This is a genomic window from uncultured Rhodoblastus sp., from assembly GCF_903903185.1.
Taxonomy (GTDB): domain Bacteria; phylum Pseudomonadota; class Alphaproteobacteria; order Rhizobiales; family Beijerinckiaceae; genus Rhodoblastus.
The window spans coordinates 34887-52144 of sequence record NZ_CAIUXT010000040.1; the positions used below are offsets into that span (position 1 = coordinate 34887).

The following is a 17258-nucleotide window of genomic DNA, read 5'->3' on the forward strand; positions in this document are numbered from 1 at the left end:
ACGATGAGTGAGACCGCGAACATGGAGACGGGAGCCGATCGACCCGAAGGCGCGCCGCGCGGCCTGCTGATCGGGGCGGCCGTTCTGCTCGCCTTCGCTTTTTCCATCACCCTGTTTGGGCGCTCGGCCGACATGGGCGCGGTCCACATGCCGGCGGCGCAGCCTTATCAGACGTTGCTTCTCCACTTCGCCGACCACGACGACGGCTCCGTCACGATAACCGATGCTTCCAATGGCGCGGTCCTGTCGACGATCAAGCCGGGAACCAATGGCTTCCTGCGCAGCATGATGCGCGGCCTCGCGCATGAGCGGACGCGCGACGGCATCGGCGCGCAGACGCCGTTCAAGCTCACGCGCTGGAGCGACGGCACGTTGTCCCTGACCGATGAAATGACGGGGCGGCGGGTCGATCTCGACGCCTTCGGACCCAACCAGACCGAGGTGTTCGCCGGCCTGTTTTCATCGAGGAAGGAGACGGCGCCATGAACTTCCTGTCTCCCTTCGTCAAAAAGCAGTTCGAATTTCCCTGCACCGTCGAAATCGAGAACACGTCGGAATCGCTCCACGCCCATGTCGAATTCGACGGCGATTTCAGGATCGCGCCGGGCGACGAGGTGCAGGTCATCGATGCGCCCGAGCGCCCGCCTTATGGCGAGCGGATCGTCGTTCGCCGTCGCGCCGTCGTTACCCGCGCCGGCGCTTTAGAAAAGCTCTGGACCCGGGTCGCCGGCAACCTTGAACTCACCGAACTCTACGACGTCAGCTTTTCCGAAAAGAGGTCTCTATGAACGTCCCGATCCGGAATATCGAAACGGCCGAGGCTACCCGCATCGCGCAGCAGGACACGGTTCTGACGCCGCGCTTCTACACCACCGATTTTGAAGCGCTGGACAAGATCGATATCAGTTCGGTGCGCGCGCAATGGGATGAGTTGATCGCGGAAATGCGCGCCGACCTCAACAAGCGGCATTTCCAGCGCGACGAGGAGTATGATCAGAATTTCGAACTGGCGCCGGAACTCGACAAGGAATTCCGGGACTTTCTGATCTCGTCCTGCACGGCTGAGTTTTCCGGTTGCGTGCTTTACGCCGAAATGAAAAAGCGGACCAAAAATCAGGACATGAAGGATCTCTTCACCTTCATGAGCCGCGACGAAGCGCGTCACGCCGCCTTCATCAACGACACGTTGAAGGATTTCGGCATCGGCGTCGATCTCGGCTTCCTCACACGCGCCAAGAAATACACCTACTTCCAGCCGAAATTCATCTTCTACGCCACCTATCTCTCCGAGAAGATCGGCTATGCGCGCTACATCACCATCTTTCGCCAGCTCGAACGCCATCCCGAGCGTCGTTTCCATCCCATCTTCAAGAAATTCAAGGAATGGTGCAACGACGAGTTCCGGCATGGCGAAGCCTTTGCGCTGCTGCTGCGCGCCAATCCGAAGCTGACCCAGGGCGTCAACGTCTGGTGGATCAAGTTCTTCGTGCTCTCGGTTTACGCAACGATGTATGTCCGCGACCATTACCGGCCCGAATTCCACAAGGCGGTCGGCATCAGCCCGGACGAATACGACTTCAAGGTCTTCCGCCTGTGTTCGGAGATTACGCGCCAAGCCTTCCCGCTGACGCTCGATCTCGATAATCCCGGCTTCAAGGCGGGCTTCGACCGCCTCGTCGGGATCGCGCGCGCGATGGAAAGCGCCGAAGCCGAGGGCGGGTTGTCCGGCAAGGTCAAGAAGGCGTTTGGCGCGGCCAAAGCCGCGCTCGTCTTCACGCGCCTCTATCTGATTCCGGCCAAGGCCAACCCGCTGCCGGCCGAAATACGTCTCAAGCCGATCTGGTAAGGAGTGTCGAACTTGACGGATCATGTTCTGCCGATCCTTGCGACGCTGGCGCTTTGGTGGGGCTCCACCGGAGCGATCTTCTATGTCGACAGCCTGCCGCAGAAAACCTTCCGCTACACCATGGTCGGAGCGACAGCGCTCGTCGTCCTCGCCCTTTGGGGTCTCGTGGCGACGGGGGGCCAGCAGACGGCCAACTCCGCCTATGCGGCGTTTTCCTATGGCTTGATCCTGTGGGGCTGGCAGATCGTCAGCTTCTACACCGGCTTTGTCACCGGCCCGCAGCGCAAGCCCTGCCCTCCCGGGCTTCGCGGGTTGGCGCGATTCATCGAAGGCGTGCGCACCAGCCTCTATCACGAACTTTTCGCGCTCGTCGGAGCGGTGATTCTGCTTGCCCTGACCCACAACCAGCCCAATCAACTCGGATTCTGGACCTACGCGACGCTTTGGTGGATGCACGAGAGCGCGAAGCTGAACGTGTTTTTCGGCGTGCCGAATCTGGGCGAGGAGATGATCCCCGAGCATCTGCGCTATCTGGCCACCTACATGACGCGCCGGCCGATGAACATGTTCTTCCCGTTCTCGGTGACGATTTCGACGGTGGTGACGACCTGGCTGGCTTGGAACGCCATGGCGGCCACGACGGCTTTCGACGCCGTCGGCTATACGATGCTGGGGACCCTGATGGCGCTTGCGGTCGCCGAACATTGGTTCCTGGTGGCGCCTCTCAACGCCAATGCGCTGTGGGGGCCGATGTCGCGGCGCGGCCAGGATGATCTTTCGGGAATGATCGAGGGCGAGATGGTGGCGCTCGAAGCCTTCGCCGCCAAGGCGGCGCAGGCGCGCGAGGAGAGCTGGAGCGCGCCGCTGCCGGCGTTCTGCGAGGCGCGCAATCTCGCGCAGGTCCTCGAACTCGTCGCCGCCGGCGCTTTCGGCGAGGTGGAGGCGGTCAGGGGCGCGATGCGCACGCGGGCGCATTGGATCGCCTTCGAGATAAGCGGCAGCCGCGCGCGCATGACGCCTTTCGCGCCGGGCCGCCCACAGGAACCACGTATTGTCGCGATCGGCCGTCGCATGGATCGTCAGCGTTTGCTGGCGGCGATCGAAGGTTGCGCGGCTTGAAGTCAATCAGAGTCAATCTGTCAGGAGGGACGAAATGAAACCGAACGACAAGGCCTACAATGCCCATTTCTCCGCGGCTGTGCAAAAGCTGAAGGACGAAAAACGCTATCGCGTTTTCGCCAATCTTGAGCGCAACGCCTATCGGTTTCCAACCGCCCTCTGGCGCCCTGAAGACCCGAGCGAAAGCCCGCGCGACGTGACGATCTGGTGCTCCAACGATTATCTCGGCATGGGCGGCCATCCCGACGTGATCGCCGCCGCCGCCAACGCCATCGGCGTGCACGGCGCCGGCGCCGGCGGCACCCGCAATATTTCGGGCACGCATAATCCCATCGTCGAACTCGAACGCGAGCTGGCGGATCTTCACGACAAGGAGGCCGCGCTGGTCTTTACGTCGGGCTGGATTTCCAACCTCGCGGGGATATCGACCATTGCGTCGCTGTTGCCGGATTGTCTGATTATCTCGGACGCGCTGAATCATAATTCGATGATCGAGGGCATCCGCCGCGCCGGATGCGAAAAGCAGGTGTTCGGGCACAATGACGTCGCCCATCTTGAAAGGCTGCTCGCGGCGCAACCGAGGGAGCGCGCGAAACTGATCCTGTTCGAGAGCCTTTATTCGATGGACGGCGATATGGCGCCGATCGCCGAAATCGCCGATCTCGCGGAAAAATACAATGCGATGACCTATATCGACGAGGTCCACGCGGTCGGCATGTACGGCGCGCGCGGCGGCGGCCTTTGCGAGCGCGAGGGCTTGATGCACCGCATCGACGTGATCGAGGGCACGCTCGCCAAGGGCTTCGGCGCGCTCGGCGGTTATATCGCAGGCAAGGCGGAAGTCGTCGACGCCGTCCGGTCCTATGCGCCCCAGTTCATCTTCACGACCACGCTGCCGCCGATGGTGACGGCGAGCGCGCGGGCCGCGATCAGGCGCCTCAAGACGTCGGGAGAGGAAAGGGCCCGCCATCAATTCATGGCGATGGCGACGAAACACGCGCTGATGGCCGCCGGCTTGCCGGTGCTCGAAAATCCCTCGCATATCGTGCCGCTGATGATCGGCGACGCGGCGCGCTGCAAGGCGGCGAGCGATCTGCTGATGCGTCGGCATTCGATCTACATCCAGCCGATCAATTATCCGACCGTCGCCATCGGCTCGGAGCGGCTTCGCATCACGCCGACGCCGCGCCATACCGAAGCGCATCTGGCCGACCTCGTCGAAGCGATCGTCGATGTCTGGCGCGAACTCGATCTGCCTTTCACCAGCGCCCGGATTCTTCCGATGCGCCGTCCCGCGCCGAGTTCGGAGCCCGCCTGCGTTTATCCGCAGATGCGCAACGCGGCTGAATAGCACGTCGCTCAAGCCCCGATTCGCCAGCGCTTCGCCGCGCTGGCGCGGTCGGTGCGGGCGCCCTCCCTGAATCGCGGCGCCTGGGGTCTATTCCTGACAGGCCGAAGACCTTTCGCAAAAGCATATGGCGTCAAACGGAGCGCGTTCGGAGATCTTCGGTTCTCCGAACGCGCTCTCGTTTTTTTGCGTTTGATTCGCCGACGCGGACTTTCGGTGGACGCAAACCCGCATCCATTTCGCTCGAAAGCGCTCCGGCGCGGCGCGCATTTGCGTCCCCGACCCCGGCGCGCCTCCGCCGGACACGCGAAAAAGCGCGACGGCGCGACTTTTCCTGTCCCGAGCCGCCAAACTGGTTTGATGGAAATCGCGAGGAAACGATTGCCAACCTTCAGGTCGGGATGACATATAGGCGTCGAAACCGGACGTCAGAACCTATGGTCAATCCTTTTCCTTTTTCCGCGATCGTCGGCCAGGACGATATGAGACTCGCCTTCATGATCGCCGCCGTGGACCCATCCGTCGGCGGCGTGCTTGCCTTCGGCGATCGCGGCACCGGCAAATCCACGGCCGTGAGGGCACTGGCGGCGCTGCTGCCGAAGATTCGCGTGGTCGCAGGCTGTCCCTATAATTGCGCCCCCGAGAACCGCGCCGGACTCTGCGGCGCCTGCACGGGCGAGGCGAAGCCGAAGGCGGAACAGCGCGGCGCGCCCGTCGTCGATCTGCCGCTCGGCGCGACCGAGGATCGGGTGGTCGGCGCGCTGAACCTCGAACGGGCCCTCGCCGCCGGCGAAAAACACTACGAGCCGGGGTTGCTGGCGCGCGCCAATCGCGGTTTTCTCTACATCGAAGAGGTCAATCTGCTTGAGGACCATCTCGTCGATCTGCTGCTCGACGTCGCCGCGTCGGGCGTCAATCTTGTCGAAAGGGAAGGGCTGAGCCTGAGCCACCCCGCCCGTTTCGTGCTGATCGGCAGCGGCAATCCGGAAGAGGGAGAATTGCGGCCGCAAATGCTCGACCGGTTCGGGCTGGCCGTGGAGGTCAGGACGCCACAGGACGTGCCGACGCGGATCGAGGTGGTGCGCCGGCGCAACGACTACGACCGCGACCCCGAGGCGTTTCATCGGACATGGGCTGGCGCCGAGCGCAAGCTGCGCGCGCAGATCACCCATGCGAGAGAACGGGTGGCGAGCGTCGAGACCTCCGACGCGGCGCTGGAGCGCGCGACGCGGCTCTGCATCGCGCTCGGCGCCGATGGTTTGCGCGGCGAGTTGACGCTGATCCGGGCCGCGCGCGCCTTCGCGGCGCTCGAAGACGTTCCGGCGATCGGCGACAAGGAATTAAAACGTCTCGCGCCCATGGTCCTCAGTCACCGGTTGCGCCGCAATCCGCTCGACGATGGCGGTTCGGCGCCGCGCGTGCAGCGGGCGATCGAAGAGGTTTTCGGGCCATGACCGCGTCGGACGCCGTCTCGACGCCCTGGCGGCGCGCGAGCCTCGCCGGCGCCCTGTTCGCACTAGATCCGATTGGCTCCGGGCTGCTTCTGCGCTCGGGCCCGGGTCCGGCGCGCGATGCGCTGATGTCAAGGATCGTTACAGACCTCGCGCCGATGCGGCTCTTTCGGGCGCCCGCCGATATCGCCGACGACCGGCTTATCGGCGGTCTCGACGTCGCCGCCACCTTGCGCGCCGGCAGGCCGATCGCCGAAACCGGCGTCCTCGCGGCGGCGGACGGCGGGGTGCTGGCCGTGGCGATGGCGGAACGGATCTCGACCGGGGTCGCGGCCCGTCTCGCCGCCGCGCTGGATACCGGCGAGATCGCCCTGCAACGCGATGGCCTGTCGGCGGTCCTGCCCGCGCGCATCGGCGTGGTCGCGCTCGACGAAGGCCGCGACGACGAGGCGGCGCCCGCCGCGCTCGCGGAAAGACTGGCCTTCTGGGTCGATCTCGACGGCGTCGGCTGGCGCGACATCGAGCCGCCCATCCTGTCGGAGGAAGATTTCGCCGCCGCGCGCATCCGCGCGCCGCGCGTCGAAGTCGGCCAGCAAGCGAGTGCGACGCTGGTCGCAATCGCGGTGGAACTCGGCGTCGCCTCGCCCCGCGCCGTCCTGTTCGCCTTGCGCGCGGCGCGCGGCCTCGCGGCGTTGCGGGGCGTGACGCGGGTCGAGGATGAGGATGTCGAGTTGGCCGCCGCGCTCGCGCTGGGTCCGCGCGCCACCCGGATGCCCGCCGAACCCCAGGAGGAGGAGGAGGAGCCGCCGCCCGAGGATGAGGCTGATGACACCGAGACGGCCGAAGAAGACAATACGCCCCGGGAGCTTGAGGAGCGCGTGCTCGAAGCCGCCCGCGCGGCCCTGCCGCCGGGCTTGCTGGCCGCTCTGGCCGCCGGCGTTCAGCGCAACCGGAGCGGCGCCAGCGACGGAAAGTCCGGGGAGGAGAATTATTCGCTGCGACGCGGCCGGCCGCTCGACGCGCGGCCCGGCGAACTTTCCAAGGGCAGGCTCGCCCTCGTCGCCACCCTTCGCGCCGCCGCGCCCTGGCGACGGCTGCGCGAAGGCGCGGCCGCCCAAGGGGCCGCCATCCAGGCCGGGCCCAGGCGGATTATCGTCAAACCCGAGGACTTCCGGATCACCCGCCATCGCCAGAAGCGCGGCGCGACGACGATCTTCGTCGTCGACGCCTCTGGTTCGCTGGCGATGAACCGGCTCGCCGAGGTCAAGGGCGCGATCGAATTGCTGCTCGCCGATTGCTATGCGCGCCGCGACCACGTCGCGCTGATCGCCTTTCGCGGGCGGACCGGCGAACTCGTGCTGCCGCCGACGCGCGCCACGGCCAGGGCGCGGCGGGCGCTGAGCGGCCTGCCGGGCGGCGGCGGCACGCCTATCGCGGCGGGTCTCGACGCCGCGCTCGGCGTCGCCGATCAAAGCCGCCGCAAGGGCCAGACGCCGCTGATCGTGATGATGACCGACGGCCGCGCCAATATCGGGCGCGACGGCGAGCCCGGTCGTCCACGGGCGATGGAGGACGCGCTCGACGCCGCGCGCCGGATCCGCGCGGCAAATGTCGCCGCGCTCGCCATAGACACGGCCCAGATCGGCGCCTCCGGGCGGGACGACGCGCCCGTGCGGGCCCTGGCCGAGGCGATGACCGCGCGCTATATCAAGCTGCCCCGGGCGGACGCCGCCGGAATCAACGCCGCCGTGCGCGGCGCGCTGCAGCGATGAGGGTCCAGAGCGACTGAAACGCCAGAACTTATGAAAGACCGCGATTGATGAAAGATTTGGACCGATGAAAGGTCTGGATTTCGCCCGCGAAGGCGCCGACTGGCCGCTGCGCGAGTCGAGCCGTTTCGTCGTCGCGGACGGGTTTCGCTGGCATGTGCAGGATATCGGCTCCGGCCCGCCCGCGCTGCTCGTTCACGGCGCCGCCGGGGCGACGCACTCCTGGCGCGGACTGAGCCCGCTGCTCGCCGAGCATTACCGCGTGATCGCGCCCGACCTGCCGGGACATGGCTTCACCACCTCCGAACGCTGGACCGACAGGTCGCTCAAGGGCTATGCGCGGGCGCTCGCGGCGCTGCTCGCCCGGCTCGACGTCGCGCCCAAACTGGTCATCGGCCATTCGGCCGGCGCGGCGATCCTCGCCCGCCTCATCGCCGAGGGGCGGCTTGAGCCGGACCTGTTCGTCGCCATCAACGGGGCCTTTCTGCCCTTCGAGGGGTTTGGCGGGCAGATTTTCCCCGTCCTGGCGCGACTGCTTCACCTGAACCCGCTCGCGGCGCGCTTTGTCGCCTGGAGCGCCGATCGCGGTTCGGTCGCCCAACTCATCGCCGGCATGGGCTCGAAACTCGACGCGCAGGGCCTCGATCTTTACGCCCGCCTGATGCAAAACCCCGCGCATTGCGCCGGCGCGCTGGAAATGATGGCGAACTGGGATCTGACGCGCATGCCCGAGGATCTGCGCCGCATCGCCATCCCCGCCTTGCTGATCGTCGGCGAAAACGACAAGGCGATCCGCCCCGACGACGCCGAAAAAATCGCCAAATTCCTGCCACGGGCGAAAATCATCCGCTTGCCGGGCCTCGGCCATCTCGCCCATGAGGAGGACCCGCGCGCCGTCGCCGATCAAATCGAGGCCGCCCAATCCGCCTTTTTTGCAGATTGAGCCGTCCCGGCGCGCCTTGCGCCGACATTCGACTTGTCTGTTGGAAAATGACGTATATAGTGTCTATTTATGTTTACAGTTCGAGATGTCAACTCAGATGGCGGGTCGGGACGGGCAAAACCCGTAGCGATCGTGATCGGCTCCGGTTTTGGCGGCCTCGCAGCGGCCGTCAGGCTCGGCGCGCGCGGCTATGCGGTCAAGATTCTGGAGCGCCTCGACGCGCCCGGCGGTCGCGCCTACGTGCATAGAATGGGCGGCTTCACCTTCGACGCCGGACCCACCATCGTCACCGCGCCCTTCCTGTTCGAGGAATTATGGAGCCTCTGCGGCCGCCGTCTTGCCGACGACGTCGAACTGGTTCCGATGAAGCCGTTCTACAAGATTCGGTTTCCCGACGGCGCGACCTTCACCTACAGCTCCGACCGCGCCGCCATGCGGGCCGAGGTCGAGCGCTTTTCGCCGGGAGAAGCCGATCATCTCGACGCCTTCCTCAAGATGAGCGAAGCTATTTACCGCATCGGTTTCGAGAAGCTCGGCGACGAGCCCTTCAACTCGATACTCGACATGGCGAAAATCGCGCCGGAGCTGATCCGCCTGCAAGGCTATCGCAGCGTCTACAGCGTGGTGTCGAGCTTCTTCAAAGACGAGCGGCTGCGGACCGTCTTCAGTTTCCACCCGCTGCTGATCGGCGGCGATCCGTTTCGCGCCTCCTCGATCTATTGTCTGATCGCCTTCCTCGAAACGACCTTCGGCGTTCATTCGGCGATCGGCGGCACCGGCGCGCTCACGCGCGGGCTTGTCGGTCTGATCGAGTCGCAGGGCGGCGAAATCCGCTACCGCGCCGACGTCAGCCAGATTCTGGTCGAGGGCGGCAAGGCGGTCGGCGTCGAATTGTCCGACGGCGAAAGGCTGCGCGCCGATATCGTCGTCTCCAACGCCGATTCCGCCTGGACCTATCGCCATCTCGTGCCGGCGAGCGCGCGGCGGCGCTGGACCGACGCCAAGCTGAACCGCGCGAAATATTCCATGGGCCTGTTCCTTTGGTATTTCGGGACCGACCGCCGCTATGACGAGGTCGGCCATCACACCATCCTGATGGGTCCGCGCTACCGCGAATTGCTGAAGGACATTTTCCGGCGCAAGAAACTGTCGGATGATTTCAGTCTTTACCTCCATCGCCCGACCGCGACCGATCCGTCCGTCGCGCCGCCGGGCTGCGACGCCTTCTATGTGCTTTCGCCGGTGCCCAATCTTCAGGGCGGCCAGGACTGGAGCGTCGAGGCCGAGACCTATCGCCAGCGCATCGAGTCCTGGCTCGAAGCGAATCTGCTGCCCGACCTTGGCCGCCATATCGTCGTTTCGAAAGTGACGACTCCCATCGATTTTCGCGATCGTCTCAACGCCACCCATGGGGAAGGTTTTGGGCTGGAGCCGCTGCTGACGCAAAGCGCCTGGTTCCGTCCGCACAACCGCAGCGAAGACGTAAAAAACCTGTTTCTAGTTGGCGCCGGCGTGCATCCGGGCGCGGGACTTCCGGGCGTGCTGTCGTCGGCGCGCGTTCTTGACAAGGTGGCGCCACATGCATCCGCTTTCGTTTGAAGGGAATCTGGCGAGCGACGCCGACCATGACGCCTGCCGTGACGCGATTCGCGGCGGATCGAAGAGCTTTTACGCCGCGTCCTGGCTGTTGCCGGACGCCGTGCGCCGCCCGGCCTTCGGGCTCTACGCCTTCTGCCGGCTCGCGGACGACGCGGTAGATGAGAATTTTGCCAAGGCGGCGGCGGTCGAGCGGTTGCGCGAAAGGCTCGACCGCGTCTATGCCGGCGACCCGGAGGATCACCCCGCCGATCGGGTGTTCGCCGATCTCACCCGGGTTCATCGCATTCCCCGCGAGGTTCCGTTCGCGCTGCTCGACGGGCTCGCCTGGGACAGCGAGGGACGCCGTCCGGCGACGCTATCGGAGCTGCGCGCCTATGGCGCGCGGGTGGCGGGAACGGTCGGGGTAATGATGACCCTGCTGATGCATGTGCGCGATCCGCTCGCGCTGGCGCGGGCCTGCGACCTCGGGGTCGCCATGCAATTGACGAATATCGCGCGCGACGTCGGCGAAGACGCCCGCGCCGGCCGGCTTTATCTGCCGCTCGAATGGCTTGAGGAGGCCGGGATCGACGCCGAAGCCTTTTTGGCGTCGCCGGCGCCCTCCCCCGCGCTGGCCGGCGTCGTCGCGCGCCTGCTCGCCGAGGCCGACCGGCTTTACCAGCGCGCGCGCGATGGCGTGGCGCGGCTTCCGCCCTCTTGCCGGCCAGCCATTCTCGCGGCGGCGACGATCTATTGCGAGATCGGCCGCGAGGTCGAACGGCGTGGCCACGATTCCGTCAATGCGCGCGCGCGCGTCGGACGCGCGCGCAAGCTGTCGCTGCTGGCCGACGCCAGCGTACGCGCTTACATCCCGCGTTCCGTCGCGGCGGCGCCGGCCCTGCCCGAGACCAGTTTTCTGGTCGAGGCGGTGTTGCGCGAGCGCGCGCCCGACTTTGCCGTCGCGCGCGCGACGCTGCGTTCGCGCCTCGTAAACGTGCTCGAAATGTTTGAACGCCTGGAGCGCGCCGAACAAATGGGACGCTGAGGCGCCGGTGGGTGAGTCTTACGGCGCCATCGAAATGGTCTTTTCCTTCGGCGTCATCCTGGCGATTCTGATTTGGCAGTTGGTCGCGACAAAGCGCAGCATCCGACAGGATCGCGAACGCGCCCAAAGCGAGGCGGGCGACGGGAAAGAATAATTCTGATCGCCTGCGAAACCGTAACGAGCCAATCGAGCGATGGCCGGAATCGGCTCATAGGCGTCGTCCAGCGCTTGGTCCTGACCGCCTCATGTCCGCTGATAAGCGGACGTCGCCGGATCGAAAGGGAGAGATGCTCCAGAGGGCGCGAATCTGAGCGGAAACGTGACCTTCCGTCAGTCATGCGCTTCGCTCCGGATTTCGTTGACCAACTCGCTAAACTATCGCGAAAGCAGTCCGGCCTTACGGTGAGCTACCCACTCCGTCCATTGCTCATCGTCTGGGCGCGGAACAGCTTTGAAACTAGAGCGGTACTGCATCCAATCCCGCCAGTCCTGCGTATCGTATGGCCATTTACTTGAAGTGATGCACCAGGTGGGCGGATCCGAGTTAAGCGAATAGTCTCGACGCTGAGCTGGCGTAAGACATCGCGAAGCTCTATTTTGCGCGTCCTCCACAAGAGACTGGGTTCGCTCGTGGAAATCATAAATTCTTGCAATTCCATCTGATTCAAATCTGATGGTCGAATTGCCCGCGATTGAGCCGAAAATGTCGCCGCCGTCGGTTTGCGGGGTTCCGGGAAAAAACGCCACAGTGCCGCCATTGTGAGCATCCCACACTTCGATCGCTCCGTTACCAAAAATTGCGAAAATACGCTCTCCTGTCGAACTGAAATTAGCCTGTCGGATGAAGCTGTCTGTCGTTTTTATTCTTAATTTAATATGCGAATTATCGAGATCCCACAATATTATATCATTCCGGGTGGTGGCCATTGCCGATTTATTTCTGTAGTCTATATGAGCATTTGTTACACCAACATAGCCAGCGCGATCAAGATATCTTATGAAATGTCCTGTTTTAGCGTCCCATAAGGCAACATAACCATTGAAGTCGCCGGTCACAGCAGATTGACCGTCGTGATTAAAGCTGACGCTTAGCAACGTAGTCGGAAGCCTTTCGCTGAAGGTTAGAAGCTCTTTTCCTGAATCGGCATCCCAGATGCGCGCCATTCCGTTACTTATGCCGCCAATTATCTTTTTTCCATCTGACGAAAAAGAAGCTTCAGACAGAAACGTTTCCGGTCTTGTGGTGAAAATAAGTTTCCCAGAACTGACATCCCATACTTTAATAACGTAGCCATGGTTGCTTATGGTTAGGAGCTTTTCGGAATCCTCGCTGAAGATTGCATCTGTGATTGCGTTATCGGCACCGCCCAGATTTGATATCAATTTGTTACTTTTAACATCAAATAAATTTTGCGCATTCTTTGTGGAATGATCCCAGATCAACACGGTCGCATGATTGGGGCTTAAGACCATATGCGTGCCGCGGTTTATCCCCGCCAACGCGACGGCTGTCCCAAAGGAGGGTGTGGTGCGCCAAACGCGCGCCGTTCGATCGGCTGAGGCTGTGGCGATGAGCGTGCCGTCGGCGCTGAAGCGAGCATACCGCACACCGTCCGAATGCCCTTTGAATAGCGTCACCCGAACGCCGGTGTTGGCATCCCACATGTGGGCGGCGCCATCGTTTGACGCTGCAAGAATATTTTTCCCATCCGGACTGAACGTCACACTCCAGAAATTATGCAAGCCGCGGGCGAACGATTTGAGCAAGGCTCCGGAGGCGACATCGTATGTTCGTATCAAATTGCCATGCACCGTCGCGACGCTGCGTCCATCAGGGCTGAAAGCCGCGCTCTCGACGCCATTCAGCACATGCAGGACCGTCCCTGTAGTCGTCTCCCATATGCGCGCGTCTGCGTCTGCCGAAGTTGTAATTATGCGCGCGCCATCCGGGCTGAAGGCCGCACTCAAAACATTCCCTTGATGTCCAATGAAGTCTCGAATTTGGCGGCCGGTCTCAACATCAAACAAATACGCGTTATAATCCTCCGATCCGACTAGGAGCCTGCCGCCGCTTCTATCGAACACGGCTGATTCAACGGCGCCATGAAACGACGGGTGTTGGGCATTCAATGGTTTGAATGATCGGACGAGTTTGCCGTTGTCCGGATTCCAGACAACAGCCTCAACATCCCCGCTTGTGGCCACCAATCGCCCGTCTGGACTGAAGACAGACGAAGTCGCCCTCGATTGCAATTTCAATTCCGAAATGAGGGATTTGTCTTTGATATTCCAGACGCGAGCGGTCGGATCATCGCTGCTGAGATTAGGCTTGTCTGTTGAAGTGGTCACGATGCGCTCGCCATCTGGGCTGAAGTCGACGCTGTTCACAACGTCTCCATGCCTAGGAAAGACCGCCAGTTCTCTCGCGTCAGCTCGCGCTTCAAAAAGCGCTCGCTCCGCCTGCGGTGGACTAGAGCTCAACGGGACACTTCCCAAGGCTTCGATGGCAAGAAGCATGGCGGTCATATCATTTCCGTTCGCGGACACTTCCTTTGAGAGGGACGAAAGGAAAAGCGATTGTTGCCATAACGAAGCAGCCAGATTTGACTCGGCTTCCCGCGTTTTCTGCTTGGCTTCCGCGATCTTCAGTTCGGCGAATTTTTGTTTTTGCGTCGCATACAAGCCGAGGGCTGTGGCCACAATCGTCAGCGCGCTGGCGACCGCCAATCCGATGCGTGTGCGCCGGGCAACGCGCTGCGCAGCCTGAGCTTCCGCCAAACGCGCCGCAGATATGCCTCGCTCAGCGATGGCGAGCGCCTCGGCGTCTCGCGTTCGCCGTTCCCGTTCTTCATCGCGCTCCCGCAGGCGCAATTCCGCTTCAGAACGCCTGCGCTCCTGCTCATTGAGGCAATGCGACAGGTATGTACGGTCGAGGGAATCGAGTTTTGACGCGATGTCTGGCCGTTGGTCGAGCGCTTGCGCCTCGGCCAGCCGCTCGCCCTGATGCGCAAGCCAAGCCGCCGCCTGAGCGTTCGCGTCCCAGTCGCGCGCGGCGCGCTTGACGCCTTCGAGCGTGGAGAGCAGGCCGAAATCTTCCGCCAGCCAGCCCTGAAGCAAGGCCCACTGCCGCAACAGCGCTTCATGCGCGGGCTCGATCGTCGTCTCGCCCGCGCCCTTGTCGATGTCGCGCGTGAGCAGGCGTTGCTCGACCAGCAGGGCGATCAGCGGGCGCGCATCCTCCGGGATATGCGCCGCGCGGGCGAGGCGGCGGCGCGTTGTCCTGCTTTCGGGGTCGACTCCGGCCAGCCATGGAATGAGGCCGCGCCTCAACAGCGCGAGCCGCGCCGCGTGGTCCCGGGGAATGCGAGCATCTCTGTCCGCCGCCTCGAAAACCCTAGCCATCGCCGCATCGAGCGCACCCGACAGCCCTCCGAAAGCCTCGTAATCAGCGCGGGAAAGGCGCTTGCCGTCGTTGTGGTCGCGGTAAAGCTGCTCCAGCGTGAAGGCGAGCAAGGGCAGGGAATCGCCGCCGCCGCCTCTTTCGATGTCTTCGAGCAGCGCCTGCGTCAGGCTCGGATCAATCTCGAACTTCTTGCCCGATTGGACGAGACGCCGCGCCGGACCCTCGATCACCGTCTGATAGGCGCCTCGGGGCATGGGGAGCAGCGGAAAGGCCTTTTGACCGAGGCCTTCCATTGGCTTGGCATGTTCCAGCGCGTCATAGGAATCCGAGCGAATTGCGAACAGCACGATAAGCGCGGGCGCATCGACCAACGCCAGATCGCGCAAGATGGTCAGCAACTCCTCACCCTCCTGCGCGCCCTCCCCCGCAAAAAGCTCCTCGGCCTGATCGATCGCGAGGACGAGCGAAGGAGGTTTTTGCGCGCGCGTTGCAAGCGCCGCGCGGGCGACGAGATCCTGCACGACAGGTCGCAGGGCTTCGCCCCCACCTGCCGCCGCCGCGCGGATGCTGGCGCGCGTGACCTCCAGACCGGCCCTGACGCTGGCCGCCGCCAGCGACGCAACCAAGCCGTTGACGCCTGTGAGCGCCGCGCGTTCGGGGCGGATCAACGGCAGGCACAGGAAATTCACGTCATCGCGCGAAAGACGAGGCAGCAGACCGGCGCGCAGGAACGAGGATTTGCCCGCGCCCGAGGCACCCAGGATGACGAACAGCCGCGGCGCCGCAGCCTCCCTGAGACCGCGCAAGGCGTCGAGCGCCTCGACGATCGGGCCGTCGCGGCCGAAAAAGACGCCGGCATCCAAGGTGTCGATCGGCTCCATTCCGCGATAGGGCGCGCGATCGAGGTCGCCCTCCGGGGGCCAGGCGAAAAAGCGTGGGTCCAAACCGGCCTGGGTCAATCCGGCCTTGAGCCGCGCCAACCCCTCACGCGAAAAAGTGACGTGGCGCTCCTCCTGCGTGCCCGGCCGCACCGCGCTGAATATGCGGATCCTCGCCCGAGGCGAACGACACCGCCTGAAAAGTCTGCTTGAGGTAATCAGGCAAATCTCCATGGGGGATGTTCTCAATCAGCACGACGAACACCCGCTTGTTGAGCCGGCGGGCGAGTTCATACTCGTTGCGGCACCAGTCGGAATTCAGCCAATTGTTCGAGACGAGGAAGATCACCGCCTCGCACCGGCTGGCCTGCTCATAAAGCGCTCGTTCCCAGCGTTGGCCGGGATGAATGCCTTGCGCCGGATCTAGATCAAGGAAGACGTCGTTCCAGCCTTCCTCGCCTAGCCAATCGCGAACCGCGACGGCGGAAAAATCGTCCTTGCTCGAATGGCTAAGAAAAATGCGGGACATTTGCAGACCCGTAGTAAGCGGCAAGAAACGACGGGTGCCCGTCGCGCCAGCCTGTGGAGCTATAATTGGTTCAATAGTGCTTGTAATTGGGGTCAAAGTCCATAAACTCTTAACGAGCGTTATGCCGGTTTGACAGCCGACATCCTCCCCCGCCCGACGGGCCATCTGCGAACGCCCGCAGCTGCAGCTTCGGTCGGGCTCAGCCCTCCCTGCGTTGCGACTGCGGCGGCAAACTCTCATCTTGTTTGACGCCCGATTCTCAAACAGCAACCTCACGCCGCGAGGGGGTGGTTATTGGACGCGAAAAGGGGTCGGAGTTGGAAGCGATTTGACAGCGATCGCTTTGAAGCCGGTCAGCACGTGCCGGCGTGGCACGGCGGATGGATACTCTGCAACTCCAAAGCGGAATAGTGGCCCTGACCTTCAGCTTGCCCGCCATGGCGCGTAGCCGAACGGACCCACGCACCCGCAATCAGGCCGGTCGCAAAACACGGTAAAATCTGTGAACTTTATGAATAAGAGCGTAGCTGTCGCGCGGTCACCCGCCGCTTGCCGCTGCACCGGGCGCTTCCGCCGCCTCCGGCTGTGGCATATGGAGCGTACCGAGTATGTGCGGCTGCCATTCCCCGTGTTCTCGGTCGAGTAGGTCCTCCGTTTCGGTGACGAGATCGGCGAGGCTCGCCGGCTGTAATTCGTTTAATGCCTTGATCCGCTTAAGGCTGGCTTGCATCCCGGCGTGGCTCGCGATGAGATATTTGCGCCGGTCCACAAGGCCATAGGCCGCGACCGCCGCGGCGATGGTCGTCAACGAGCCTATCCACGGCGCGAAGGCCTGCGCGTAAGCTCCGATTGCGCCGAACAGCACCGCCGCGAGGCCAGCGAGGAACGCGACCCACCAGAGCCGGCGCGCCAGCGCCTCATTCTTCTCCTGCCCCTTGCGGTAGTATTCAATTTGCTCGTCGATTCGGTGCGTCACATACCAGCATTTCGCCGCATCCTCGTCCTCGGGACGCGGAGCCATCGGATCAGACGGCATACGCTCGTCAGCTTTGGCCGGAATCGGGTCATCAACGGGCGTTAGTCCCGCGTCCGTCGCGGTCTTGGCGAAACCGTCGATGCGGTCGAGAAACGTTTTCAACGCGTTGGATGTTGCATAGGCACCGACACGCGCGGCGTAGCGAAAGCATTCCGACTTAATGGCTTCCGCCGTCTAGCCCGGATAATTCACGGCGTGTGATTTTTGGGCTGGCGGGCATAGCTTAAGGCCATGATAAGGCGTAGGATTCGGGTGTCTAAGCCAACCCTTCACACGTTTCACGCCAGCCACGCCCGCCATGATCGACAATACG

General features: G+C 63.4%; 13 protein-coding genes. 10 read left to right on the top strand and 3 right to left on the bottom strand.

Annotated elements, in window-relative coordinates; all coding sequences use genetic code 11:
* The first annotated feature begins 3 nt into the window (after positions 1-3).
* The 10 genes from puhC to QZY01_RS03425 all read left to right on the top strand — a co-directional run bounded on the left by puhC (position 4) and on the right by QZY01_RS03425 (position 11099).
* Positions 4-486 (top strand): photosynthetic complex assembly protein PuhC, encoded by a 483-nt coding sequence (gene puhC, locus QZY01_RS03380; protein ID WP_294533335.1) that lies wholly within the window; start codon positions 4-6, stop codon positions 484-486.
* The gene (locus QZY01_RS03385) at positions 483-788 is read left to right on the top strand and encodes a hypothetical protein (protein ID WP_294533338.1); all 306 of its coding nucleotides are present in this window, start codon (positions 483-485) and stop codon (positions 786-788) included. Before puhC ends, QZY01_RS03385 begins: the two co-directional genes overlap by 4 nt.
* Positions 785-1846, top strand: a complete 1062-nt coding sequence (acsF, locus tag QZY01_RS03390; RefSeq protein ID WP_294533341.1) for a magnesium-protoporphyrin IX monomethyl ester (oxidative) cyclase — start codon at positions 785-787, stop codon at positions 1844-1846. The genes QZY01_RS03385 and acsF overlap by 4 nt, the downstream gene beginning before the upstream one ends.
* Positions 1847-1858: 12 nt before the next feature.
* Complete coding sequence (puhE, locus tag QZY01_RS03395; RefSeq protein WP_294533344.1) at positions 1859-2965, top strand: putative photosynthetic complex assembly protein PuhE; 1107 nt, start codon at positions 1859-1861, stop codon at positions 2963-2965.
* Positions 2966-2999: 34 nt separating this feature from the next.
* On the top strand, positions 3000-4316 hold the full coding sequence (gene hemA / locus QZY01_RS03400; RefSeq protein WP_294533347.1) for a 5-aminolevulinate synthase: 1317 nt from the start codon (positions 3000-3002) through the stop codon (positions 4314-4316).
* 434 nt (positions 4317-4750) lie between these two features.
* Entirely contained in the window at positions 4751-5767 is a 1017-nt protein-coding gene (gene bchI, locus QZY01_RS03405) for a magnesium chelatase ATPase subunit I (RefSeq protein WP_294533350.1), read from the top strand.
* Positions 5764-7536 (top strand): magnesium chelatase subunit D, encoded by a 1773-nt coding sequence (locus tag QZY01_RS03410; protein ID WP_294533353.1) that lies wholly within the window; start codon positions 5764-5766, stop codon positions 7534-7536. The genes bchI and QZY01_RS03410 overlap by 4 nt, the downstream gene beginning before the upstream one ends.
* Positions 7537-7600: 64 nt before the next feature.
* The gene (gene bchO / locus QZY01_RS03415) at positions 7601-8476 is read left to right on the top strand and encodes an alpha/beta fold hydrolase BchO (RefSeq protein WP_294533356.1); all 876 of its coding nucleotides are present in this window, start codon (positions 7601-7603) and stop codon (positions 8474-8476) included.
* 69 nt (positions 8477-8545) lie between these two features.
* Positions 8546-10075 carry a phytoene desaturase gene (locus QZY01_RS03420; RefSeq protein WP_294533359.1) on the top strand — a complete coding sequence of 510 codons (1530 nt, stop codon included), beginning with the start codon at positions 8546-8548 and terminating at the stop codon, positions 10073-10075.
* Positions 10056-11099 (top strand): phytoene/squalene synthase family protein, encoded by a 1044-nt coding sequence (locus tag QZY01_RS03425; protein WP_294533362.1) that lies wholly within the window; start codon positions 10056-10058, stop codon positions 11097-11099. Before QZY01_RS03420 ends, QZY01_RS03425 begins: the two co-directional genes overlap by 20 nt.
* Positions 11100-11474: 375 nt before the next feature.
* On the opposite strand, the gene QZY01_RS03430 is transcribed toward QZY01_RS03425, so the two are convergent.
* From QZY01_RS03430 to QZY01_RS03440, 3 genes are all read right to left on the bottom strand, one after another.
* Positions 11475-15482 (bottom strand): hypothetical protein, encoded by a 4008-nt coding sequence (locus QZY01_RS03430; RefSeq protein ID WP_294533365.1) that lies wholly within the window; start codon positions 15480-15482, stop codon positions 11475-11477.
* 4 nt (positions 15483-15486) lie between these two features.
* Positions 15487-15909, bottom strand: a complete 423-nt coding sequence (locus QZY01_RS03435) for a toll/interleukin-1 receptor domain-containing protein (protein WP_294533367.1) — start codon at positions 15907-15909, stop codon at positions 15487-15489.
* 538 nt (positions 15910-16447) lie between these two features.
* The gene (locus tag QZY01_RS03440) at positions 16448-17047 is read right to left on the bottom strand and encodes an SLATT domain-containing protein (RefSeq protein ID WP_294533370.1); all 600 of its coding nucleotides are present in this window, start codon (positions 17045-17047) and stop codon (positions 16448-16450) included.
* Positions 17048-17258: the final 211 nt, after the last annotated feature.